Origin of the sequence: Photobacterium sp. 1_MG-2023 (assembly GCF_030547945.1) — a bacterium.
Taxonomy (GTDB): domain Bacteria; phylum Pseudomonadota; class Gammaproteobacteria; order Enterobacterales; family Vibrionaceae; genus Photobacterium.
In genome coordinates this window covers 69,414-92,621 of sequence record NZ_JAUORR010000018.1, presented here as the reverse complement: position 1 = coordinate 92,621, position 23,208 = coordinate 69,414, and the positions used below count along the sequence as shown (strand labels likewise).

Below are 23,208 nucleotides of genomic sequence, written 5' to 3'. Positions count from 1 at the left end.
GAGCGGTAGTTCAGTTGGTTAGAATACCGGCCTGTCACGCCGGGGGTCGCGGGTTCGAGTCCCGTCCGCTCCGCCACTTCTTAGAAGCCCCAGTCGAAAGACTGGGGCTTTTTTCATATCAGAATTTCTGAAAAGAGCTACCCACTTGGTAGCGCAGGAAGAATCAAGGCTGACAAAGCCGCCTGCGCATTGAACGAAGGCGTGTCTTGCGATGCTCACGTACTCCAGTACGCTGCGCGTCTCAGTTCGATATCTGCATCGCATCACGCAAGATGACCGAAACAAAGCAGTGAAACGTAAGACTTTGTTGAAACGTTATTTTCCTGGGAAATGCAGGAATTTTCGATGTGAACGAGGCATTCAAAAGATCAACGAAGGAGCACATCAAGTATGTGACTGAGTGAAGAATGCAGAATAACGACGAACACATTGAAAAGAACCAGTTTCGGAGCGGTAGTTCAGTTGGTTAGAATACCGGCCTGTCACGCAAGGGGGCGCGGGTTCGAGTCCCGATCGTGTGCGACCTCAGCCGTCCGCCACTTCTTAGAAGCCTCAGACTAGGCGTCCCCGTCGAAAGATTGGGGCTTTTTTCATATCAGGACTTCTGAAAAGTACTGCGCATTGTAGCCGTGGGCTGGCATACGGCTCATCGATATCTTGTTGAATATTACTTCAACTGCTTGCTGTATCTGAGAAATACTGGACTGGGTATATCCGCCGAAAGGTCCATGTAAGCGTTGAAAAAGGACCGCAGAGTGGCTGCTCAGGTGCTTTCCTCCGCTCTTGATACAGCCTACCGAGTTGAAGACTACCAGACGCCTGAAGATAGATATTCGAAGATTGAGCTTGCTTCGTGGCTTATTGAGTCGTTGATGGTTGTGATGTAGGGGAACGATCAGAGGTTTCAAAATGCTCAGATGTTAGGAGGAAGCAGGCTAGGCCGTTCATGTTGGTTCCTTCATGTGATTACCCAGATAAGAAGTGAATTTACAGAGTTCGGGGGACAACATGCCACCAATCTTTGCTTTTCTATTGCTAGCTCCCCAGCAGAAAACGATTGAAGTCAGAAGTGGTTCATTTCTCCTGACTTTTGAAGTATCCGAATCTCGGAAAGAGACCGACTGACGTGAACCTGTGTTCTATACAATGTAATCGGCATCAGCGCTGTCATGAGTGACAATGAAATGTTTATTGAGTAACTCAATCAAGCTGGTTTTGTATTCGTCATGGCGTTGGTTGCCGAGCAGTTGCGCGATTTCCTGGCCGACAGGGGAAAGGCGATAATAAAGCAGGCTGAGACCGTACTTGGTTGGCTGCAGCTGGTATTGACTGCCCTGATAATAGAAGTGAAGTGCCAGGTCCCGTTGAAGCTGGCCGGACTCCAATTCAGTATTCAGGATCAATCCTAATTCCATCAACTCTAACAGATGTGAGTACGGAAGACTGAAGTAGCCAAGGTTGAGCTTGTCGATAGAAGGCTGTTTTAGCTGGCGAAATAGGCCAGTTTTGAATTTAACCCCAGTGAGTAGCTTTTTACTGTTATCTTGCCCGAAATGGCAACTCAGCATACAGGCACGGCGAAAAAGCTGTGCATCTCGCTGGGTCATTTGCTTGAGCGTGGTCATGGCCTTTAAAGAGATGGAGCCCGGAGAAATGACTTCCTGGCGCAGAATACGGCTCCAGAGTTTTTGCATGGGAGGGCTGTATATATCTTGTGTGATGGCAATGAAGTGATGCATCCAGTCTGGATCCGGTTCCCCGGCAGTTTCATCTAGGCAACTCTCGTACCCTAGTTTAAAGATGCGTTCCAGATTTTGCTGCTGGCGTTGCAGTTGTTTTTGCTGTCGGTTTTCGGTTCGTTCCTGAAGCGTTTTGTCATGATCGTCATCGATCTGGGCACCAACGGCATGGTGACGAGCGAGAGACTGAATGCGAAAACGGCTGCTTTTGACCGTGTTTTTAGTGCTGCTCTTTTTTTCAGTGGCCGACACGACCTCTACAGGTTGTGGATTGACCTGACTTTCAGTGCCCATTTGAATATCACTCCAAGCTACGATACCTATCGTTTTTACATTCGATTGGAATCTTTAGCAAGAGGCGTGACTTTTCTGTTAATTAATGGTTAAATTTGTTAATCGCCCGGTGTGATGAAGCTGTGCTATCAAGGAGGGGTTGATGACGAAAAAGTTTACAAAGCGTATTACAGATATTTTGTTGCTGCTTGGTTATGTGGTGATTCTGGCTTACCTTGCGTCCCATGTGTAAAGTAAGCCAGTCATTACTTTAGTTAGCCTGCATCGTCGTATTCTTCAATTTCTGTACCCAGAAGCATGTAGCCTGTTTCGGCCAAATCATGCTCAACTGTCTGCACCTTCAATTTTCCAACAACATAGACAACATCCCAGAGTTGCTGTACAGGAGCGCCTTTCGGAAACTTCACGTAAACAATCTGATTGGGTGGCGGTGGCGGTACATGAATACAAGCCCCGAAGTAAGGAACCAGCAAAAACTCGGTGATTGTGTTTTCATCTCCTTCTAAAGGAATGACGAAGCCGGGTATTTTCACTTCACTGCCGTCCAGCTCTGGACGAATCGATCCTATGCGCTTTTGCAAAGCGACCTGATTGCCTTCATGATTCATGAAAGGCATCCCTTGTTGATTGTATTGCTGGCGCTCTTTTTCCGGGATCAGATCAATCCAGTCCAGCGTTAGTGTTTCTTTTGCGCTGGCTACGAAGGGCAGCCAGCAACACAGCAGAATGAGAATAATCTTCATCATTTTTCCTTAAATTCGAATCGTCATACCATCGGCGAGAGATAGCCTGTACGCACGTAGTGCCGGGATCAGACTGGTGAACATCCCGGCAATTAAAATCATCCCCATCAGCATCCATTCATAAGCACTGGGGGCCTGAACTGGCAGATAGAGCCCAAATGTATCCAACAGCCAATTGTGACTCAGAAATAGGCCACCATAAAGTGTGAGCATCCCCACCAGAATGCCTGCCAGAGTGAGTGCAGTGGTTTCAACAAAGAGAAGACCTGCGATCCACCCCGGGCGCGCGCCAGTTGCGCGCAAAATTGCCATTTCTCTGCGCCTTTCATTCAGGCTGGTCAATAGGCTGGATAACATGCCCAGCAAGCCGGCAATCACAACAAACACTGAGACGACCATCAGTGCCTGTTCTGCCACAGACATCATACCCCATAGTTCATGCAGAGCGACTCCGGGCATGATGGCGCTTAATGGCTCATCAGGATAGGTGTTGATGTAACGCTGTAAGGCAAAGGTCTGAATTTTTGAATTCAAACCCAGCAGTGCGGCGGTGATCTGTTTGGGCGCAAAGGTTTGCTGACTCAGGTGCGTCGCATCTGGGGTGTGTCCTAGATTGGCACCGGATTCCCAGCCCACATGAATGGCTTCAATGGCCGCTAAGGAGACATGAACACTGCGATCCACTGGGGTACCCGTTGGGGCCAGAATACCTGTGATGGTAAAGGGCAGATTATCGTGGCGGGTGAAGCGCTTATCACTGATGCCATGAGCAATAATGATTTGATCGCCAAGTTGATACCCGAGCTTTCGGGCGACTTCTGCACCGATCACTGTTTCGAACAGGGACTGAAAGCTTTTTCCTTGTTTGAAGGCCAGATGCTGCTTTTGACCATACTGGTAATGCCGGAAGTAATCTTCATTGGTGCCAATGACCCGAAACCCACGGTGTGAATCTCCGAGAGAGATTGGGATCGCCCATTGAACCGATTTGTGTGCCTTTAAGGCCTGGAAACTCTGCCAATCAATGTTATTGGTGGCATTGCCGATGCGAAAAACGGAGTACAGCAGCAGATTGACCTGACCAGAGCGGGCACCCACGATGAGATCGGTTCCGGAAATCGTGTGTGCGAAACTGGCTTTGGCTTGCGTCCGTACTTTTTCAACGCCCAGCAGCAACGTTGTTGAAATCGCGATGGTCAGCACTGTCAGGATGGCTGTGGTTTTTCTGTTCCGCAGGCTTTGCCAGGCGAGCATAATCAAAGCTTTCATCCATCCTCTCCCTGCCTGTGGTTGAGTTCTTGAAGGTTCAGAATGCGATCAAATCCTTGAGTCAGGGTTGGATCATGACTGACGAAAAGCAGGCTGGCTCCGGCCTGTTCACATTCGTCCATCAGCAAATGGATAAAATGATTACGATTGTCGTGATCCAGCGCAGAGGTGGGTTCATCCGCGATCAGTAAAGCCGGACGGCCAATCAGAGCCCGTGCGGCTGCGACTCGCTGTTGCTGCCCGATACTGAGCTGAGTCACCTGACGGGACAGGCAGGAATCGGGCAACTGTAGTGACTTGAGAAGCCGCTTTGCTTCTTGTTCGGGAGCGGTTGTTTTCTGCTTTCGGAGCGGTGAAAAGTGGCAGGGCAGCAGTACATTGTCTATCACGGAAAGGTAAGGCAGCAGATTGAACTGCTGAAAGATATAGCCAATGTGGTCGGCCCGGCGTCGATCCCGTTGAGATGCAGATAAAGAGCTGAATGATTCACCTAACAGCCGGATATCCCCTTGTATGGGCTGGTGAATACCAGCCATCAGACTGAGTAAGGTCGATTTTCCACTGCCGCTTGGTCCTTGCAGGAAGACCTTTTCGCCCTGAGACAAGGAGAATGATGTGATGCTGATGAGGTCATCGGACTGATCCGGCCAGCGAAAACGGACCTGATCGAGTTGCATGATTGTCATGGTGCTCCCCAAAAAAGGGAGCCGAGCTCCCTTGTGTGTGCAGATTCTGGCTTAGAAACGAAATTCTGCCTGACTGGCAGTCAGCGTTGCTGCTTGCTGGCCTTTGTCAGTGATGGCTTGTAATTGAATTTTCTCTGTAGCCGGGAAATGAGAGAACCATTTCAGCGTTAGTGTGTTGAGCTTGTCGATGTTATCGCAGTGATAGGTGTACTGGAGACTGAATTCGCCGTGTTCAGCATGCTCATGTTGATCGTGGTCGTCATGGTCATGGTGCTCATGCGCGTGCTTATCATGATCGTGGTCGTCATGGTCATGGTGCTCATGCGCGTGATGATCATGATCGTGTTCATCATGATCGCTGTGCGCTTCATGCTCATGGTTTTCAGTGTGTTCTGAAAGAGTATGTGAAACCTGGTGTTCATGGAGCTGACAGCCCGCTGCGGTATTCAGAATGAGCAGATTTGCAGGGTGATTTAGTTTCAGAATGGCATCTTTCAGCACTTTTTGTTCTGCATCTGTCTCTGGTGGATGCTCAAATCCGATAACATCTGCAGCGGGTGCGGTGATCTCAAGGAGCAGATCGTCGCCATCCTGCGCCATATTCAGTTCAACTTGTCCATGAACGTGTGCTTCATGTTGGGTATAGGCCCAGGCCGGGGCGGCGCAGGTTGCAGCAGAAACCAGCAGCCAGGTGGCAGCGCGGAAATGTTGAGTTGGCATGTGTAACTCCCAAAAAAATAAAAATGTGAAGAAATAGAGGGTGATTATAGGGAGAACTCGGGTGGATCCCGGGCAGCCGAACGTGCGATGAGCCAGTCGGAAAACCGTTGAACAACGTGAAATACTTCGATGGAAGCTGTGTTGAATAATGGCAGGTTCAATCGGGCCGGAGGTACATCGCCGGAAACAATATGATGGCAGGGACAGTCTTGCTCTGCATGGTGCGGCTGAGTCAGTGCATCGAGTGTGTGAAGCACCTGAAGGGGGGATGCCAGAATGAACAGGCTGAAGACCAAGGTCAGAAGCCTTGTTTGCCATCTCTGGTTGAGCGGGTTACGCACCTTCAATCCCTGCCTCAGAAAAATAAAGGATGTAATGATATATCATTACATCCTTTCCGGGAAGCCCGATTGATTAAAGCAGAGCCTGAATTTTTGACATGGCTTGCTGGATTTCGCTCTGATTCAGTTGCCCGTCTTTGACAAAAACCACTTTGCCGGACTGATCCAGCACGATGATTGCAGAGCTTTCTTCTTTCAGTTCCCAGCGAGAACGTACTTGTCCTTTGGCATCAAGCACGATGGAAGACCAGGCAAATTCTTTTTTGCTGTCTTCTGCAGAGGATTTCACAAAGCCCCCCGTGCCCCAGATGGCATCATCCTGGTTAATGATGGTGGTGGTCTGGTACTGATCCTGAGGCAAGTTGGCCGCTTTGATCGCTTCAATCAAGGATGCATTGAGCTCTTTGGCTGAACTGCGTCCGGCAATGGCCTGGATCACGCGGACCTTACCGGTCAGCTGGCTGCTTTGCCAGGTCTGATACACGATATTGTCTCCTTGCAGGATCAACTCACCTTTATCGGACACGCTGGTGCTCGGCAGCGGTTGTCCAAGGGTCAGGTTATGGGCGCTGGTCTGAAAAGCCATGGCGGGTAAAAGGGTACAGAGTGCAATCAAAGATGACTTCATGTTCATTCGTTTTTTCCTTCTTGAGGGTTGTGCTGACTTATCATAGTTGAGTTTTTATTCACTGGTAGAACCAGTTCATTAACCTTGAAGTGAATCACTGTTTTCCCCGGTCTGATGAAGGATTTGTGATTTCTTGAAAATTGGATACGCAACCTGAACTTTTTTGTCCTACAGTTGGGCGTTGTTAAGGAAGCGCTTGCACAAGTTGAAGCAAAATAATGATGGCAAGCCTTTTGCATATTATTGACAACGAGAAAGCAACTTTCCTGTCTACTAAGGGTCAGAGGTTCAGTGAGTTGAGGGATATTATGCTGAAAATCTTTAAACAATATCGTCCGAACCAGATTGCACGTTATGTGAAGAACTACTTCCGTGGCCGCTTGTTCATCGTGGGTATCGGCGCATTTGAATTTGATGGCGGGCGATTGCTGCCGCCAGTGACACAGGATATCAAGGCACTGAATGTCTTATCTGAGGTCAATAAAGAAATCCAACTGATGACGGCGGCCAGTTACAGCTTTTAACAGGGCTACCATCAGAAAAGGCGCCAGCATAGGAATCATGCTGGCGCGATTGGGTGGTCTACTGTGGCGGCAGACACACGCCAGTGCCCCCTAAGCCGCAATATCCCTGAGGATTTTTTTCCAGATACTGCTGGTGATAATCTTCAGCAAAATAGAATGCCGGAGCGGGTTGAATGTCTGTCGTAATCACAGCGGTACGCTGATCGGCACGCATTGCAGACTGATACCTTTCTTTGCTGTTTTCTGCCAGTCCCTGCTGTGCATCGCTGGTGGTATAGATGACTGAACGGTATTGCGTTCCGATGTCATTCCCTTGTCGCATGCCCTGTGTTGGATCATGATTTTCCCAAAATTGGGCAAGCAATTGTTCCACAGAGATCTGAGCAGGGTCGAAGACAACCCGTACAACTTCAGTGTGGCCGGTTTGACCGGAACACACTTCCTGGTATGTCGGATTCGGTGTAAATCCACCACTGTAACCGACGGCGGTATTGATGACACCGGGCTGACGCCAGAGGAGACGCTCGGCGCCCCAGAAACATCCCATTCCCAGAATGACTTCTTCCATACCAGCCGGCACCGGAGCGTTCAGTGGCTGGCCGAAAATGGCATGCGGTTCGGATGGAATGAATTGCGCAGAACGACCCGGTAAAGCCGACTCTGCAGTGATCATCTGCTGTTTATCCATGGTGCAGTTTTCCTAATGTCTCGTCGAATAAGGCAAAAAGTAGAGGATTCACGGCTGACAATCAATAGAGATACAGCCTGTATATCAATAACAGACCGGCTTTTTGAAAAGATCTTCTTTTGCGGTCAAAAGGTTGGCAGTTTGCCCGGCAGTTGTCAGAATAAAGTATGCGCGCTATCTAATAAGACTCAATCAGTGAAGAACATAAAAGAATGATGAAATTGTTTCGGCGCTGTTTCTGGACAGTTGCTGTTTTTGTGGTACCAGTGCCCGTTTGGGCTGAGATGGACATTCAAATCAACGGATTGAGTGGCAGTTTGAAGAAAAACGTCAACATCTACGTTGCTGCCATTCCAAAAAGTGATTACAGCACTTCGCTGCGGTTCAGAAATCAGCTGGAAACGGAAATGCGCACCGCGCTGAAAGCGCTGGGGCGATATCAGCCTGTATTTACCTATAGTGTCGAAGAAGACGGCGATGACAGTACATTGACCGTGAATGTCGACGCCGGTCCGAAGACAAAAATTGCCCGCAGCGATATCCGGATTACGGGCGCTGCTGAAGACGATCTGGATTTCTTTGTGCTGAAGCGCGACAGCGACTTAGAGCTCGGCCGGACCCTGAATCATGGGAAGTATGATGCTTTTAAGTCGTCGCTGGAAAGCCTGGCACTGCGAAAAGGCTACTTTGATGCCGAGATGAAAGTCAGTCGCCTGGAGGTGGCTCCGGGCCGGAATGAGGCGTTCATTGAGATCGCGTTTGATTCCGGAAAACGTTACAAATACGGTGAGATTGATATTCAGGGCAGCCAGATTATTGACCGTAAAGTTCGTTCACTCTCTCCTTTTGAAGAAGGGGATTACTATTTGGTGTCTGAAGTGGGCGAGTATAACCAGCGTTTATCGCAGGTGGGTTGGTTCTCCTCAATCTTTGTCGGCGGTGATGTGGATGATCTGCAGGATGAAATTGTTCCTATTCGCGTCAATCTCAGGCCTGAAGTGAAAAATAAAATTGAAACCGGTATCGGCTACTCGACCGATGTCGGCCTGCGTCTGAAATTCAACTGGCGCAAACCCTGGATTAACAGTGCAGGTCATAGCCTGGATGTCCGGACAGAAATTTCAACGGTTCAACCCAAAGTCGAAGCCATCTATAAGATCCCGCTTGAGAATGTTCTGGAAGATTATTATCAGATCCTGGGCGCTATCCGGTATGTGGATAATCACAGCACCACCAGTACCGAGTACCATTTCGGGGTGGAGCGGCACTGGAATCTGGATGATGCCTGGGATGGTGTCGCCTCGGTTCGTTTACTTTATGAAGACTACAGCCAGGGGGCCTTTGAAGAAGGTTCTACTTTTATGGTGATTCCGGGGATTGGCGTAGACCGGACCCGATTGCGGGGCGGCAGCTGGCCAACCTGGGGCGATAAGCAGTTGCTGAAACTGGAATACTCCGATCCTGCGCTGGGATCAGATACCCGGCTGGCGAAATTGCGCGGGCGTAGTGCCTGGATTCGCTCCTATGGCGAGAATCATCGCGGTCTGGCCCGTCTGGATGCCGGGGCGGTCTGGGCTGAACGACTGGAAGATATTCCTCCCTCCATGCGTTTTTTCATCGGTGGGGACAACAGCCTGCGTGGATACAGCTATGAGTCGATCTCGCCACGTGACAGCGAAGGCCAGCAGGTGGGGGGCGAGTATATGCTTGCGTCCAGTCTGGAGTACCAGTATCGGCTGACCGGGAACTGGTGGGGGGCTGTGTTCTACGATTACGGCTCTTCCTGGAACGATACCCCGGACTGGCAGGCGGGTTCAGGCGTCGGGATTCGTTGGGCATCCCCTGTCGGGCCGATCCGGCTGGATTTCGCCTGGGGGCTCGACAAACCGGACGATCGTTTCCAACTCCACTTTGTTCTGGGGCCTGAATTATGATTTGGCTGAAAAGACTGGCCGTGGGCTTGCTGACTTTGCTGCTGCTACTGACACTGTTGTTGTGGGCATTCCTTTACTCGCATGCAGGGGTTCAGATTGTGTTATGGGGAGCGCAAAAGTTTGTGCCTGCGTTGTCGGTAAAAGACAGCTCCGGCGCATTATTGAAAGGCTTCACACTCAGCGGTGTCCGGTACAAAGATGATCTGATGTCGCTGAGTTCAGAGGCGGTGACCCTGAATATCAATGACGATTGCTTACCCGTGCCGGCTTTATGTATCCGGGAACTGAGTCTGAATGGTCTGAAATTCACCATGGCAGAGCTCCCGCCGCCATCAGAAGAGGAAGAAACGCCCTCCGAGCCGCTGACAGAAATTGCTCTGCCCATACCTGTCAGTCTGGACCGGCTGACGCTCAATGATATTGATCTTAATATTTTGGGCAATCAGGTGCGCTGGAAACGCTTCAGCTCTGCAGCAACCATGACCGGCAGTCATCTCACACTCAAGCCCACCGACTGGGAAGAGATTGTGCTGAATCTGGCCCCTCCGGCAGAACAGGAGATTCAGGAGCAGACGCAGGAACAGGCCGAAGATGTTGCAGAGGCTTATACGGAGAACAAACGTGAAGCCATCGTGCTCCCGGAAGTGGTGCTGCCACTGAAAGTGACGGTAGAGCGTTTTACTGTCAAAGATTTTCTGCTGGAAGGTAAAACACCGCAACAGGTGAACCAGCTGGAGCTGGTGGCCGAAGCGCAGGACAGTCAGGTGACACTGACCCGTTTGTGGCTGGATGTTCCTCAAGCCAGTCTGGATGCATCAGGTGAGGTAACGCTGAAAGGTGAGTACCCGCTCACTCTGAAGGCGAAGTCTGACATCGCGATGGCGCCTGTTCAGGGCCATCACCTGGCGCTGGATGCCAAGGGAACACTGGCACATCTGGGGCTGGATCTGGCTTTGACCGGGCGTCTGGATGCGGCACTTCAGGGCAAACTGTCCCCGCTCGACCCGGATTTACCTTTCGATTTCAAGTTAGTTAGTGAACACTTACAGTGGCCGCTGACGGATAAACCGGACTTTGTCGCCAAATCAACGGCCATCAACGCAAAAGGCAGTTTAGACGGCTTCAGCTTCGAGGCGCGCACGAAAGCCGATGGTGAGCCGATGCCAGCAGTGGATGCAAACCTGAAAGGGAAAGGCTCCCTGACGGATGTCAGCCTGGATGTATTCACACTCAATACCCTTGGCGGTCAGATCTCGGGCAATGCAAAAGCCGACTGGGCCAAATTAGTGAACTGGCAGGGAGAATTAAATCTGACTGATATTCAGCCGGGTTTGCAGTGGCCGGAAGCGGAAGGGCGGCTCAGTGGCCGGGTTCGCACGACCGGCGGCCTGACATCGCAGGGGGGATGGTCTGTGCAGGTGCCAGAGCTGAATATTGATGGTGAAGTGATTGGCCAGCCGTTTAACCTGACAGGCCAGGTGGATGCCGAGGATCGCACGGGTCAGGGGGCGCTGACGCTGGTCACGCAGGGGCTATCCTTGTCACATGGTCCGAATTCGCTGACAGCGAACGGCAGCCTGAAAGAAACCTGGGATCTGTCTGCCATCATCAAAGCGCCGAATCTGGCCCAGTCTGTGCCTGGACTGCGTGGCCGGGTGAATGGTGATCTGAAGCTGAGCGGCAAAATGGCCGAGCCGACCGTAGCAGTGAATCTGACCGGGCAGGCGTTAGGTTGGGCGGATCTGGCACAGCTCAAAAGTCTGAGCCTGAAAGGGCAGATCACGCCGCTGCCTGCGCTGAATGCAGACATCCGACTGATTGCCGAAGAAGGTAAGTATCAGGATGCAGCAACGCTGAAAAAGCTGGATCTGACTTTTCAGGGGACGGAGGCCAGCCACGCCCTTCGCCTGAACCTGAATGGGGAGCCGGTCAGTACAGCACTGACGGTCCGCGGCAGTCTCGACAGAGCACAAGGCTGGCAGGGGATCTTGCAGCAAGGCGAGCTGGAAACACCGATCGGGCCGTGGCGAATCAATCAGCCAACAGCCATTGCTTACAGCTTCAGTAAGCAAAGCGTTTCGGTTGCAGCTCATTGCTGGCGGCAGCAGGATGCAGCGGTTTGTCTCAGCCAGCCGCTCGATGCCGGCGCGAGTGGGCAGGCGGCGCTGGCGATCAATCAGTTTGGTTTTTCGATCCTGCAGCCTTTTCTGCCGCCGGAGCTGAAACTGGATGGGGAGTTAAATGCCACCGTGAATGCGGGCTGGTCACCGAATCAGCCGCCAGTGCTTCAAGCGCAGATTCGTTTACCTTCGGGCAGTGTGAAGCAGCAGGATGCGGCAGATACACCCGCGATGACGCTGGGGTGGGATCAGATCACACTGAATGCGGAGATGCGCAATGATATGCTCAATGCCGACTGGCTGGTGGCCGTGACAGACAATGGCGATTTATCGGGTCAGGCCCGGATTTCTCAGCTGAGTGGTGAGCAGCAAATCAATGCCAATGTAAAACTGGATGCTTTCCGGCTGGATTTCCTGCAGCCGCTGGTGGCGGATTATGACACCTTTGCCGGTCAGGTGGATACGAATCTGACGCTCTCCGGACCGGTGATGCAGCCTCGGGTGCAGGGGATATTGAAAGTCTCTCAGCTCAAAGCCATTGGGCGTAAAGTGCCTCTGGATCTGGAGCGGGGAGAAATTGTGGCGAACTTTAGCGGGTACACGGCTCAGTTACGAGGCGAACTGGATACACCAGACGGACAATTGCTCCTGCAAGGGGATGCAAATTGGGCTGACCTGGCGAACTGGAGCACGAATTTGCGGGTGAACGGACGAGAACTTGAGGTGAACGTTCCTCCGATGCTCGCGATGAAAGTCTCCCCGGATCTGCAAATCAGTGCAGCACCGCAACAGGCTGAAATCACCGGGACCGTCGCGATTCCGTGGGGGCGAATCACGGTGGATCGTTTACCTGAGTCGGCAGTACAGGTGTCTGATGATGAAATTCTGCTGACGGATGATCTCAAACCGATTGAAACCGAAGCGAAAGTGCCATTTGCCATCAAAACTGATGTCATGGTCCGGATTGGTCCTGATGTCCGCCTGTCGGCTTTCGGTCTGGATGCCGGACTGTCGGGGAATCTGAAGGTGAACCAGAAAGATAAAGCGCCGCTGGTTTACGGGGAAATCCGGGTTGATGACGGCACCTACCGTGCTTTCGGTCAGGAACTGGTGATCCGGAAAGGGGAAATTACCTTTAATGGTCCGGCGGATCAGCCTTATCTGTCTGTGGAAGCGATTCGGAATCCGAACAATATTGAAGATGATGTGACTGCCGGGATCCGGGTGACGGGACCAGCGGACGAGCCTCGGGTGGATATTTTCTCAAGTCCGGCGATGCCACAGCAAAATGCCCTGTCCTATGTACTGCGCGGCCGGGATCTGGACAGTGAGTCGCCTGAAGGCGGCGGTGCGATGACGACGGCGCTGATCAGTATGGGACTTGCGCGCAGCAGCCAGATGGTGGGGAGTGTCGGGGAAGCCTTCGGCGTGCAGGATCTGACGTTGGATACCGCCGGTGCCGGGGATGATTCTCAGGTCACCATCAGTGGATATGTCTATCCCGGGTTGCAGGTGAAATATGGCGTGGGTATCTTTAACCCAATCGGTGAGTTTACGATTCGCTATAAACTGATGAAGGATCTGTATCTGGAAGCGGTGTCCGGCCTCGATAGTGCCGTGGATTTACTCTACCAGTTCGAATTTAACTAAGAGGAAGTTGCTCAGGTGCACACACTGGTTTTTGTATATGGCAGTTTGCGGCGCGATCAGTCGAATCATCACTGGATGAAGGGGGCGATCTTTCGCGGGGCGTGCCGTTTGCCTGGGTTTGCGATCTATGATCTGGGCCCCTATCCGGCGGCTCTCAGGCAAGTGGCAACTGAGACCAGTGTGTTGGGTGAAGTCTTTGCCGTGGAAGCTGAGACATTCCGGGCACTGGACATTTTGGAAGGGCTTGGAGAGGAATATTGCCGGGAGCAGGTGATGACCCCATATGGAGAAGCCTGGATTTATCTGTACCTGCAGCCATTGGGACAGGCACTACGGATCCCGGAGGGAGACTGGGTACGCTGGCGAGACCGTGCGCCAGCACCTTCTGGTCACTGTCGCTGAGAAACAAAAACGCTCCCTCGGGAGCGTTTTTTAGGGGTCTTCATTCACGAAGCAGGATTATACCAATCGCAGTAAATCATTGGTCATCCTAGCTTGTTCAAATGCCCGATAACTGCGTTAGATTTTTTAATTGTAGAATAACTACTTATCTAAAAAATCCGCCTTGTTCTCAAACATTTTTCCGACGCTATTTCTGATCACTGACTTACTTTGATAGGTATTATTTTTCCTGAGCGCGTTTGAAAGATTCCAGAATTTCAGCTTTCGCAGCTTCAACGTCTGCCCAACCGTCAACTTTCACCCACTTACCGGATTCCAGCTCTTTGTAACGCTCGAAGAAGTGTGTGATCTGAGATTTCAGCAGCTCAGGCAGATCGTTCACATCTTTGATGTGATCATATTCTTTGCTCAGTTTGCTGTGCGGAACAGCAACAACTTTTGCATCTTCACCAGATTCGTCAGTCATTTTCAGCACGCCAACAGGGCGGCAGCGAATCACTGAACCTGGCTGCAGCGGGTAAGGGGTCGGAACCAGAACGTCAACCGGGTCACCGTCCAGAGACAGGGTGTTGTTTACGTAACCGTAGTTGCATGGGTAGAACATTGGTGCAGACATGAAACGGTCTACAAACAGTGCGCCAGAGTCTTTATCAACTTCGTATTTGATTGGATCCGCGTTCGCAGGGATCTCGATGACAACGTAGATGTCTTCTGGCAGTTCTTTACCTGCAGGGACGTTGTTCAGGCTCATGATAGATTCCTTCATTGTTTCAGATGATTTTGTCGCCGGGAATTATAACGAGTCGCTGTAAAAAAAACAGCTTCAAAGACACAGACTGTCCAGATGGAGAGGCGAGAACGAGATGAAATGCCCGGCAGAAAGCCGGGCATTGGAAAGGTTATTCAGCGTCCGGAAATTCTTTCAGGAAGCTTTCCACTTTGCGAACCATTTTGGTGGAACCGACAAAGAAAGGCACGCGCTGGTGCAGTTCGGTCGGTTTCAGCGCCATAATACGGTTTACACCGTCTGAGGCTTCACCGCCCGCCTGTTCAATCAGGAAGGCCATTGGGTTGCATTCATACAGCAGGCGCAGCTTACCGTTTGGATGTGTGGCTGTGCTTGGGTACAGATAAATACCGCCTTTCAGCAGGTTACGGTGGAAATCTGCCACCAGTGAGCCGATATACCGTGAAGTATACGGACGGTCATCTTCCGGCACATTTTCCTGGCAGTACTTGATGTACTTTTTCACACCCTGAGGGAAACGGATATAGTTGCCTTCGTTGATCGAGTAAATACGGCCGTCTTCAGGGATGGTCATATTTTCGTGAGACAGGCAGAACACACCCAGAGACGGGTCATAGGTAAAGCCATGCACGCCGCGGCCCGTGGTGTACACCAGCATGGTTGAAGAACCATAAATGATGTAACCGGCAGCCACCTGCATGTCACCCGGCTGCAGGAAATCTTCCATGGTCGCCGGGCCGCCCACAGGGGAAACGCGACGGTAAATGGAGAAGATCGTGCCGACGGAAACGTTTACGTCAATGTTCGAAGAACCATCCAGTGGGTCCATTAAAACAACGTACTTCGCTTCACGGTTCAGTTCTTTGTTGAAGACAACCAGTTCATCTTCTTCTTCACTTGCGACACCACAGACCTGGCCTCGGGCTTCCAGTGCTGCTTTGAACTTATCATTGGCATAGACGTCCAGTTTTTTCTGGGCTTCACCCTGAACGTTTTCGCTGCCGACGTCGCCGGTAATATCAACCAGACCTGCTTTATTGATTTCACGGTTGACGATTTTGGCCGCCAGTTTAATGGAACCCAACAGGGAAGACAGTTCACCGCTGGCATGGGGGAAGTCGTGCTGATTCTCGACAATGAACTCGCCAAGGGTTCTAATATCGGACATATACAATCCTTGCATCGTGTTGTCATGGGGGTAGAAATGTTAGGTACAATGCCTCTTTTCGGACAATTGAACTGTACCCTCGGCCATTGGCCAGTTATTGTTTGACTGCAATTGTATATAAAGATCTTTTTTATGGTAACGAAGTAACACTGAAGCGTGGTCGTAACCTATTTTTTGTTTGTGAGCCGACAGTTATGCATATCCATATTCTCGGAATCTGCGGCACTTTTATGGGTGGAGCCGCCATGCTGGCGAAGCAGCTTGGCCATAAAGTGACCGGTAGTGATGCCAACGTTTATCCGCCGATGAGCACCATGCTTGAATCGCAAGGGATTGAAATTATTCAGGGTTATGACCCGAGCCAACTGGATCCTGCGCCCGATCTGGTGGTGATTGGGAACGCCATGAGCCGCGGTAACCCTTGTGTCGAATATGTCCTGAATAAAAATCTGCGTTATACCTCCGGGCCGCAGTGGTTGCAGGAATTTTTGTTACACGACCGTTGGGTGCTGGCGGTGGCCGGTACGCATGGTAAGACCACGACGGCCAGTATGCTGGCATGGATTCTGGAAGACTGCGGTTATCAGCCTGGATTTTTAGTGGGTGGCGTGCTCGGAAACTTCGGAATTTCCGCACGGTTAGGGGAAAGTTGCTTTTTCGTCGTGGAAGCGGACGAATACGATAGTGCTTTTTTCGATAAACGTTCTAAGTTTGTTCATTATCGACCACGAACGCTGATTATGAACAATCTGGAGTTCGATCACGCAGATATTTTTTCGGATCTGGCCGCGATACAGCGTCAGTTCCATCATTTAGTCCGGACTGTGCCGGGAGAAGGCAAGATTCTGACACCGAAAGGCGTGCCTGCGATTGATGAGACGCTGGCCATGGGGTGCTGGAGTGAGCTGGAATACAGTGGTGAAGATGGCCACTGGCAGGCACGCAAAGCCACCGCAGACGGCAGTGAATTTGAGGTGCTATTTGAAGGCAGGGTTGCCGGAACCGTCCGCTGGGATTTGGTGGGCGATCATAATGTCAGTAATGCCCTGATGGCGATAGCCGCCGCCCGGCATGTGGGCGTGACTCCGGATCTGGCCTGTGAAGCACTGGCCCGTTTCGTCAATACCAAACGGCGTTTAGAGTACAAAGGTGAGCAGGGCGGCGTGACGGTTTACGATGATTTCGCCCATCACCCGACCGCCGTGCAACTGACACTGGGCGGATTGCGCGCCAAAGTTGGTGATTCGCGCATTCTGGCGGTGCTGGAGCCGCGCTCGAACACGATGAAGCTGGGGGTTCATAAAGCGGATCTGGCCCCGGCTCTGGCGGCTGCGGATGAAGTCTTCCTGTTCCAGCCGGACACCATTCCCTGGTCGGTTCAGGAGATCGCTGATTTGTGCGTGCAACCGGCAGTGTGTGAAGCCGATTTGGATGCACTGGTCCAGCGTATTGTTGCTCAGACGCGTCCCGGAGATAACATTCTGGTGATGAGTAACGGCGGATTTGGCGGGATTCACGACAAACTGCTGACCGCACTGGGAGAAGCAAATGCAGGATAAACGCATCACGCTGGCATGGACCGGCGCATCCGGCGCACCTTATGGCCTACGCTTGCTGGAATGCTTGCTGGCGGCGGATTATCAGGTCTATCTGCTGATTTCTTCTGCGGCAAGAGTGGTGCTGGCAACTGAGCATGGTCTGAAGTTACCGGCTGGGCCGGAAGCGGCACAAGCCGCACTGGCGGAGCACCTGAACTATCACGGCGATCAGCTGGTGGTTTGCGGTAAGGAAGACTGGTTCTCTCCGGTGGCATCCGGTTCTGCTGCGCCAAAGAAGATGGTGGTCTGTCCGTGCTCTGCCGGGACACTGGCATCCGTTGCACACGGCATGTCCGACAACCTGCTGGAACGGGCTGCTGACGTGGTGCTGAAAGAACGCGGACAATTGCTGATGGTGGTTCGCGAAACGCCGTTTTCGTCATTGCACCTTGAAAATATGCTCAAGCTGTCGAATCTGGGAGCGACCATCATGCCAGCGGCGCCTGGTTTTTATCACCAGCCGACCTCCATTGACGATCTGGTTGATTTCATGGTGGCGCGGATCCTGGATCATCTGGGAGTCGAACAGGGACTGGTGCCTCGCTGGGGGTACGACCACCGCAACTAAGCGTTAGCAGCCGGGCGGTTTCAGGACCAGGATCTGACCCGGTGCATTTTCCACGACTTTTGCGGCAACCGATCCCAGCATCAGCTTATCGACTTTGGTGCGCTGGTGGCTGGGCATAATGATCAAATCTGCTTTGACCTGACGGGCATGATCAACAATTGTGCTCCAGGGTTTCCCTTCCGAAACAGTCTCGACATGCTGAACCCCCTCAGGAATATGGGTTGTAGCAAACTCCCTCAGTTTCAGCTGGGTATCCTGCATCATTTTCCGGGCTGCATCTTTGGGAAAATAACTGGAGACCATGGCCATGTGGATACCGGGCAGCACGTTCAGTAAATGAATGATCCCACCGGAACGCTGTGCATGCCAGACGGCCAGCGCGACCGCTTGATCACAAAATCCATTCTCATTGAGATCGACGGGTACTAGAATGTGTTGATACATAGGCGTTTTACCTTGTCAGAAACCCACAGGCGTTGCTGCCTGTGGGTGAGCATGCATATTCTGACTCAAGTTTAGCCCTGATTGGCGTTTTGCGGGGGGTCAACTTTGCGTTGCGAATCCAGATTGGCTTTGCGGCGTTGATTCCAGCCCAGCAATGCCAGTAAGGCCAGTGTCGGCACGAAGACCCACTCTTTCATCGGGCGGGCTGCTGGCAGGCTGACCGTCACAATCTCCCAGCCAAAATCGATCCCGGCTTGCTCCGCAGGACTGCCGAATTCGACCAGCTCCACGATCATTTTATCGCCATCCTGTTTCAGCATCAGGCCAGTGGACGCGATCTTCTCATTGGGATCGACGGCAGCCGCATCAAAGGGCAGCAGCACATGCTTGGTGACTTCATCACCCAGCAGATCCATGCCGGTTGCCTGGACTTCAAGTGGCTCACCCACAGCCAGTTTATCGGCGGCATCCACAATCAGAGTGCCTGGCATTTCATGCTTCGGCGGGTAAACCATATCCCACCAGAATCCCGGCCGGAACAGCGAGAAGGTGATCAACAGCAGCAGGATGGCTTCCCACCATTTCACTTTGGTGAACCACCATCCTTGAGTTGCAGACGAGAACGTCAGCATTGCGATCACGGCGGAGGCCACCGTCAGAAGCAGGTGCCACCAGGTATCAATATCCATCAGCAGTAACTGGGTATTGAAGATGAACATGAAAGGTAGGATTGCCGTGCGAATGTCATAAGTGAAGCCCTGAATACCGGTACGGATCGGGTCACTTTTCGCAATCGCAGCTGCAGCAAAGGCCGCCAGACCAACCGGCGGTGTATCGTCTGCCAGAATCCCGAAATAGAACACGAACAGATGCACTGCCAGCAACGGAATGATCAGGCCGTTTTCTGCACCCAGAGTGACAATAACCGGTGCCATCAGGGTGGAAACGACGATGTAGTTGGCTGTCGTGGGCAGGCCCATGCCCAGGATCAGACTGATGACTGCGGTGAACAGCAACATCAGCATGATGTTCCCGCCGGAGATGAACTCGACAAAATCCGTCATGACCAGGCCGATCCCGGTGAGTGTGACCACACCAACGATGATCCCGGCAGCAGCAGTCGCCACCCCAATGCCGATCATGTTGCGTCCACCAGTGACCAGACTTTCCAGCAGATCATGCCAGCCTTGTTTTCCAGCTTCTGCCAATGTCTGCTCTTTAGTGAACAGCGCCAGCAGCGGTCGCTGGGTCAGCAGAATAAAAATCATGAACATCGTAGCCCAGAATGCAGACAGGCCCGGAGAAAAACGTTCTACAGTCAGACACCAGACCAGCACCACGATGGGCAGCAGGAAATATAATCCGGATTTGACTGTCGGGCCGGGATCCGGCACTTCGGTCAGTTCCTGATCCGGATCCTCTAGTAAATGATCCTGATAATTGGCTGCAATCCGGATCAGGGCGACATAGGCGATCAGGATCGCCACTGCAATGATCGGTGTGGCCGCAGCGCCAAAGACATCCTTTGTCCAGCCAATGCCGTAATACACAATGGCACTGAGAACAATAAGCCCGACAATGGTGCCGGTGAAAGAAAGCAGTTTCTGCGCCAGTGTTGGCTGGTAATGTCTTGGCAAGCCCGTCATGCCCGCCTTGCAGGCTTCCAGATGTACAATATACAGCAGCGCAATATAGGAAATCAGTGCCGGTAAGATGGCGGCTTTGATGACCTCGACATACGAGACCCCGACGTACTCCACCATCAGGAAAGCCGCAGCCCCCATGATCGGCGGTGTGAGTTGTCCGTTTGTGGATGCTGCCACTTCGACGGCCCCGGCTTTATAGCCCGGGAAACCGACACGTTTCATCAGCGGAATTGTGAATGTGCCCGTCGTCACTACGTTGGCGATGGACGATCCCGACACCAGGCCAGATAAACCCGATGCGACGACCGCCGCTTTGGCGGGGCCGCCACGCATATGGCCCAGCAGGGAGAATGCCACTTTAATAAAGTAAGCTCCGGCCCCGGCCCGTTCCAGCATGGCACCGAAGAGTACAAACAGGAATACGAACGCAGTGGAGACCCCCAAGGCGACGCCGAAGACCCCTTCTGTGGTGAGCCACAGATGCGACATGGCTTTGTTCAGACTGGCACCTTTATGTGCGATGACATCCGGCATGTGTGGGCCGGCGAAGGTGTAGAGCAGGAATACGGAGGCCACCACCATCAGCGGCGGACCCAGTGCACGTCTTGTCGCTTCGAGCAGCAGAATCATCCCGGTCACCGCAACCACCACATCCATGGTGGTTGGTGCCCCGGCTCGGCCAGATAAGGCCTCATAGAATAAAAAGATGTACGCAGCCGAGAAGCTGGCCAGCAAAGCGATCACCCAATCCTGGAGTGGAATTTTGTCTCGGGGTGAATGTTTCAGTGCCGGAAATGCCGTGAAGGCAAGAAAGATGGCAAATGCCAGGTGAATGGAGCGTGCTTCAGTATCGTTAAAGATACCGATGTCAAAAATAAAAGGCAGCGGTGAGGCGTACCACAGCTGGAATAAGGACCAGCACAAAGCAACAGTCCACAGGATTCTGCCTTGTAAACCGTCGGGATTGCGAGCGCCGGTATCCGCCTGTGCCACCATGTCCTGGACATCGTTATGGTCGGTTTTTGTCATGCTACTTCCTATATGATCAGGAGCGATCCGGAGTTATATCATTGAGGCTTATTATGAATTCTAGACAGGGTTAGTCTAAAGGTGTGTTCGTTTTTGTGCTTCGTCAGACAAAAAGTGCACCGTAAAAACGGTGCACTTGACTGAAATCAGCACAAAGAGGCTTATTTGATCAGGCCGACTTCTTTGTAGTATTTCTCTGCACCCGGATGCAGTGGAATCGAAATACCGGCTTTCACCATGTCTTCTTTTTTCAGGTTCGCGAAGCTTGGGTGCAGACGCGTAAAGACGTGGAAGTTTTCGAACACGGCTTTCACGACAGCATACACAGCATCGTCAGAGACTTTGGTTGAAGATACCAGTGTCGCAGCAACACCAAAGCTGTTGACGTCGTTATCTGTACCGCGGTACATGCCACCCGGTACGGTCGATTTCGCGTAGTAAGGGTTGTCTGCAACTAATTTATCGATGGCAGCACCTGTCGCAGGAACCAGTTTAGCGTCACATGAAGTGGTAGCTTCTTTGATGGATCCGTTCGGGTGACCAACCACGTAAACAAAGGCGTCGATCTTGTTATCACACAGCGCCTGAGAACGCTCAGAACCTTTCAGTTCTGCAGCCAGTTTAAAGTCATCTTTGTTCCAGCCCATCGCATTCATCACGACTTCCATGGTCGCGCGGTCGCCTGAACCCGGGTTACCGATGTTCACGCGTTTGCCTTTCAGGTCGTCGAGATTGTTAATGCCTGCATCGGTGCGGGCGATGATGTTAAAGGGTTCTGTATGCAGCGAGAAAACAGCGCGCATCTCTTTATAAGGACCCATTTCTTTAAATTCGCTGGTGCCGTTGTAGCCGTGATATTGCCAGTCGGATTGCACCACACCGAAATCCAGTTCCCCGGCACGCATGGTGTTCACGTTGTAGACTGAGCCACCGGTTGATTCGACGGAACAGCGAATGCCGTTGGTTTTACGCTCGTTGTTCACGAGCTTACAGATTGCGCCGCCTGTCGGGTAATACACCCCGGTGACTGAGCCTGTACCAATGGTGATGAATTCTTCTGCGTGCGCCAATCCGGACGCCATGACGGTCGCAGATAATGCGCTGACTTTCAGCAGTTTTGAAAATGCCATTGTGATCCCTTCCTGTTGTGTTCATTCTTATCAGCTGTGAGCGGCAATCCGGCTCGCAATGCTTTAAACAAATCAAAGAGATAATAGCAAACGTTTTGGAGGAGTTTAAAACTTTGTAAATGCCTTTTTGTCAAAAAGTAATGAGATTGCGACATCAGACAGGTTCAGAAGAGCATAAATATCCACTCTTGTTTGAAATCCGGCGCGGGCAGAACGGGGAAAATGAGCAGGGAATGAATGTTTGCCCTCTCTATGGTTCAGAGAGGGCAGCGTGCAGACTCAGGGTTACTTGCTGTAATCAAACAGCGAGCAGACCGAATCGAACAGCTCTTCTGAAGTGGTGTTCAGGGTCGGGGTGATAAAAATCGTATCATCACCAGCAACCACACCCAAAATGCCTTCAGCGCGGCCCAATGAATCCAGCAGACGGGCAATGACCTGCGCCGCACCTGGTCCGGTGTGGATCACCACCATGGCATGGTTATAGCCAACCTCCATCACCAGCTCCTTCAGCGGGCTGCTGATTGTCGGTACCCCCAGTTCAACGGGCAGGCAGTAAACCATTTCCATTTTGGCGTTGCGGGTCCGCACAGCGCCAAATTTTGTCAGCATCCGTGACACTTTCGATTGGTTAATATTATCGAAACCCTGCGCTTTCAGGGCGTCAACGATCTCGCCTTGAGAGCTGAATTTTTCTTCCTTGAGTATGGCTTTGAAGGCTTTTATCAAGCGTTCTTGTTTATCAGAGCTACGCATAAGTAAATTTCATGTACAGGGAGAGGGGCCATATTTTGTCACAACCTCTTAGTCAGTAGCAAACAGTGTTCATTCAAAGTTGGGACTAAGTTACTGTTATGAGTTTAGTCGATTGCATAATTATTGAGTAAATCACTTTTTTTGCATGAAGTTTACTGAATGTGTTGAAAGGAAAATGTGATGCCTGCCTGCGTAACATCGCAAAGCTGAGGGGGTATGATTGTTTTTTTTCGGGGCTTCCTATACCGTCTTGGTGCCCGAGAAAATGAAAAATATCCGATTCAGGGTGACAACATTGGGCCTACACCTGATGTCAGTGCGAAGGGTCTGTCTGTTGAACCCTGGGGGCTTTGCGCTTTTGGGATGACGAAAGATCAAGAGCC

Annotated in this window: 20 protein-coding genes; 6 read left to right on the top strand and 14 right to left on the bottom strand. The window is 51.7% G+C overall.

Annotation, left to right across the window (positions count from 1 at the left end; translation table 11 throughout):
- Positions 1 to 1,139: 1,139 nt before the first annotated feature.
- The 7 genes from Q4579_RS15690 to Q4579_RS15660 all read right to left on the bottom strand — a co-directional run bounded on the left by Q4579_RS15690 (position 1,140) and on the right by Q4579_RS15660 (position 6,420).
- Positions 1,140 to 2,033, bottom strand: coding sequence for a TIGR03899 family protein (locus Q4579_RS15690; protein ID WP_303565501.1), 894 nt, complete (start codon positions 2,031 to 2,033; stop codon positions 1,140 to 1,142).
- 254 nt (positions 2,034 to 2,287) lie between these two features.
- A complete protein-coding gene (locus tag Q4579_RS15685; protein ID WP_303565500.1) occupies positions 2,288 to 2,779 on the bottom strand; it encodes a DUF3299 domain-containing protein in 492 nt (163 codons plus the stop codon).
- Between the two features lie 6 nt (positions 2,780 to 2,785).
- Entirely contained in the window at positions 2,786 to 4,045 is a 1,260-nt protein-coding gene (locus Q4579_RS15680) for an ABC transporter permease (protein WP_303565498.1), read from the bottom strand.
- On the bottom strand, positions 4,042 to 4,731 hold the full coding sequence (locus Q4579_RS15675; protein WP_303565496.1) for an ABC transporter ATP-binding protein: 690 nt from the start codon (positions 4,729 to 4,731) through the stop codon (positions 4,042 to 4,044). The genes Q4579_RS15680 and Q4579_RS15675 overlap by 4 nt, the downstream gene beginning before the upstream one ends.
- Before the next feature lie 51 nt (positions 4,732 to 4,782).
- Positions 4,783 to 5,451, bottom strand: a complete 669-nt coding sequence (locus Q4579_RS15670; protein WP_303565494.1) for a DUF2796 domain-containing protein — start codon at positions 5,449 to 5,451, stop codon at positions 4,783 to 4,785.
- Between the two features lie 44 nt (positions 5,452 to 5,495).
- Positions 5,496 to 5,792 (bottom strand): hypothetical protein, encoded by a 297-nt coding sequence (locus Q4579_RS15665; RefSeq protein ID WP_303565493.1) that lies wholly within the window; start codon positions 5,790 to 5,792, stop codon positions 5,496 to 5,498.
- 73 nt (positions 5,793 to 5,865) lie between these two features.
- Entirely contained in the window at positions 5,866 to 6,420 is a 555-nt protein-coding gene (locus Q4579_RS15660; RefSeq protein WP_303565510.1) for a YtfJ family protein, read from the bottom strand.
- A gap of 308 nt (positions 6,421 to 6,728) precedes the next feature.
- Between Q4579_RS15660 and Q4579_RS15655 the strand changes: the two genes are divergently transcribed.
- Positions 6,729 to 6,944: a DUF1107 domain-containing protein gene (locus tag Q4579_RS15655; RefSeq protein WP_211646975.1), complete on the top strand. Its 216-nt coding sequence runs from the start codon at positions 6,729 to 6,731 to the stop codon at positions 6,942 to 6,944.
- A 58-nt stretch (positions 6,945 to 7,002) separates the two neighbouring features.
- On the opposite strand, the gene msrA is transcribed toward Q4579_RS15655, so the two are convergent.
- Positions 7,003 to 7,632 carry a peptide-methionine (S)-S-oxide reductase MsrA gene (gene msrA, locus Q4579_RS15650; RefSeq protein WP_303565490.1) on the bottom strand — a complete coding sequence of 210 codons (630 nt, stop codon included), beginning with the start codon at positions 7,630 to 7,632 and terminating at the stop codon, positions 7,003 to 7,005.
- 215 nt (positions 7,633 to 7,847) lie between these two features.
- On the opposite strand from msrA, the gene Q4579_RS15645 reads away from it, so the two are divergent.
- The 3 genes from Q4579_RS15645 to Q4579_RS15635 are packed head-to-tail and all read left to right on the top strand — an operon-like array spanning position 7,848 to position 13,738.
- Positions 7,848 to 9,566, top strand: coding sequence for an autotransporter assembly complex family protein (locus Q4579_RS15645; protein WP_303565508.1), 1,719 nt, complete (start codon positions 7,848 to 7,850; stop codon positions 9,564 to 9,566).
- On the top strand, positions 9,563 to 13,336 hold the full coding sequence (locus tag Q4579_RS15640) for a translocation/assembly module TamB domain-containing protein (RefSeq protein ID WP_303565488.1): 3,774 nt from the start codon (positions 9,563 to 9,565) through the stop codon (positions 13,334 to 13,336). Before Q4579_RS15645 ends, Q4579_RS15640 begins: the two co-directional genes overlap by 4 nt.
- 15 nt (positions 13,337 to 13,351) lie before the next feature.
- Entirely contained in the window at positions 13,352 to 13,738 is a 387-nt protein-coding gene (locus Q4579_RS15635) for a gamma-glutamylcyclotransferase (RefSeq protein WP_303565486.1), read from the top strand.
- A gap of 220 nt (positions 13,739 to 13,958) precedes the next feature.
- On the opposite strand, the gene ppa is transcribed toward Q4579_RS15635, so the two are convergent.
- A complete protein-coding gene (gene ppa, locus Q4579_RS15630; RefSeq protein WP_211646978.1) occupies positions 13,959 to 14,489 on the bottom strand; it encodes an inorganic diphosphatase in 531 nt (176 codons plus the stop codon).
- 148 nt (positions 14,490 to 14,637) lie between these two features.
- Positions 14,638 to 15,654 carry a class 1 fructose-bisphosphatase gene (gene fbp / locus Q4579_RS15625; protein WP_211646979.1) on the bottom strand — a complete coding sequence of 339 codons (1,017 nt, stop codon included), beginning with the start codon at positions 15,652 to 15,654 and terminating at the stop codon, positions 14,638 to 14,640.
- A 194-nt stretch (positions 15,655 to 15,848) separates the two neighbouring features.
- Here fbp and mpl point away from each other — a divergent pair, with 194 nt between their 5' ends.
- Together mpl and Q4579_RS15615 are read left to right on the top strand one after the other, a co-directional pair.
- On the top strand, positions 15,849 to 17,213 hold the full coding sequence (gene mpl / locus Q4579_RS15620; RefSeq protein WP_303565484.1) for a UDP-N-acetylmuramate:L-alanyl-gamma-D-glutamyl-meso-diaminopimelate ligase: 1,365 nt from the start codon (positions 15,849 to 15,851) through the stop codon (positions 17,211 to 17,213).
- Positions 17,203 to 17,820, top strand: coding sequence for a flavin prenyltransferase UbiX (locus tag Q4579_RS15615; RefSeq protein ID WP_303565483.1), 618 nt, complete (start codon positions 17,203 to 17,205; stop codon positions 17,818 to 17,820). Before mpl ends, Q4579_RS15615 begins: the two co-directional genes overlap by 11 nt.
- Before the next feature lie 3 nt (positions 17,821 to 17,823).
- Here the strand turns inward: Q4579_RS15615 and Q4579_RS15610 are convergent, their stop codons facing one another.
- The 4 genes from Q4579_RS15610 to argR all read right to left on the bottom strand — a co-directional run bounded on the left by Q4579_RS15610 (position 17,824) and on the right by argR (position 22,825).
- Positions 17,824 to 18,264: a universal stress protein gene (locus Q4579_RS15610; protein WP_303565481.1), complete on the bottom strand. Its 441-nt coding sequence runs from the start codon at positions 18,262 to 18,264 to the stop codon at positions 17,824 to 17,826.
- Between the two features lie 71 nt (positions 18,265 to 18,335).
- Entirely contained in the window at positions 18,336 to 20,939 is a 2,604-nt protein-coding gene (locus Q4579_RS15605; RefSeq protein ID WP_303565480.1) for a TRAP transporter permease, read from the bottom strand.
- A gap of 161 nt (positions 20,940 to 21,100) precedes the next feature.
- Positions 21,101 to 22,069 (bottom strand): TAXI family TRAP transporter solute-binding subunit, encoded by a 969-nt coding sequence (locus Q4579_RS15600; RefSeq protein WP_303565478.1) that lies wholly within the window; start codon positions 22,067 to 22,069, stop codon positions 21,101 to 21,103.
- A gap of 285 nt (positions 22,070 to 22,354) precedes the next feature.
- Positions 22,355 to 22,825, bottom strand: coding sequence for a transcriptional regulator ArgR (gene argR, locus Q4579_RS15595; protein WP_211646985.1), 471 nt, complete (start codon positions 22,823 to 22,825; stop codon positions 22,355 to 22,357).
- Positions 22,826 to 23,208 lie beyond the last annotated feature (383 nt).

Bases quoted from the DNA above. Each gene is read 5' to 3' on its own strand.
- Q4579_RS15690 (WP_303565501.1), bottom strand. From the start codon at position 2,033: ATGGGCACTGAAAGTCAGGTCAATCCACAACCTGTAGAGGTCGTGTCG.
- Q4579_RS15685 (WP_303565500.1), bottom strand. From the start codon at position 2,779: ATGATGAAGATTATTCTCATTCTGCTGTGTTGCTGGCTGCCCTTCGTA.
- Q4579_RS15680 (WP_303565498.1), bottom strand. From the start codon at position 4,045: ATGAAAGCTTTGATTATGCTCGCCTGGCAAAGCCTGCGGAACAGAAAA.
- Q4579_RS15675 (WP_303565496.1), bottom strand. From the start codon at position 4,731: ATGACAATCATGCAACTCGATCAGGTCCGTTTTCGCTGGCCGGATCAG.
- Q4579_RS15670 (WP_303565494.1), bottom strand. From the start codon at position 5,451: ATGCCAACTCAACATTTCCGCGCTGCCACCTGGCTGCTGGTTTCTGCT.
- Q4579_RS15660 (WP_303565510.1), bottom strand. From the start codon at position 6,420: ATGAAGTCATCTTTGATTGCACTCTGTACCCTTTTACCCGCCATGGCT.
- Q4579_RS15655 (WP_211646975.1), top strand. From the start codon at position 6,729: ATGCTGAAAATCTTTAAACAATATCGTCCGAACCAGATTGCACGTTAT.
- msrA (WP_303565490.1), bottom strand. From the start codon at position 7,632: ATGGATAAACAGCAGATGATCACTGCAGAGTCGGCTTTACCGGGTCGT.
- Q4579_RS15645 (WP_303565508.1), top strand. From the start codon at position 7,848: ATGAAATTGTTTCGGCGCTGTTTCTGGACAGTTGCTGTTTTTGTGGTA.
- Q4579_RS15640 (WP_303565488.1), top strand. From the start codon at position 9,563: ATGATTTGGCTGAAAAGACTGGCCGTGGGCTTGCTGACTTTGCTGCTG.
- ppa (WP_211646978.1), bottom strand. From the start codon at position 14,489: ATGAGCCTGAACAACGTCCCTGCAGGTAAAGAACTGCCAGAAGACATC.
- fbp (WP_211646979.1), bottom strand. From the start codon at position 15,654: ATGTCCGATATTAGAACCCTTGGCGAGTTCATTGTCGAGAATCAGCAC.
- mpl (WP_303565484.1), top strand. From the start codon at position 15,849: ATGCATATCCATATTCTCGGAATCTGCGGCACTTTTATGGGTGGAGCC.
- Q4579_RS15615 (WP_303565483.1), top strand. From the start codon at position 17,203: ATGCAGGATAAACGCATCACGCTGGCATGGACCGGCGCATCCGGCGCA.
- Q4579_RS15610 (WP_303565481.1), bottom strand. From the start codon at position 18,264: ATGTATCAACACATTCTAGTACCCGTCGATCTCAATGAGAATGGATTT.
- Q4579_RS15605 (WP_303565480.1), bottom strand. From the start codon at position 20,939: ATGACAAAAACCGACCATAACGATGTCCAGGACATGGTGGCACAGGCG.
- Q4579_RS15600 (WP_303565478.1), bottom strand. From the start codon at position 22,069: ATGGCATTTTCAAAACTGCTGAAAGTCAGCGCATTATCTGCGACCGTC.
- argR (WP_211646985.1), bottom strand. From the start codon at position 22,825: ATGCGTAGCTCTGATAAACAAGAACGCTTGATAAAAGCCTTCAAAGCC.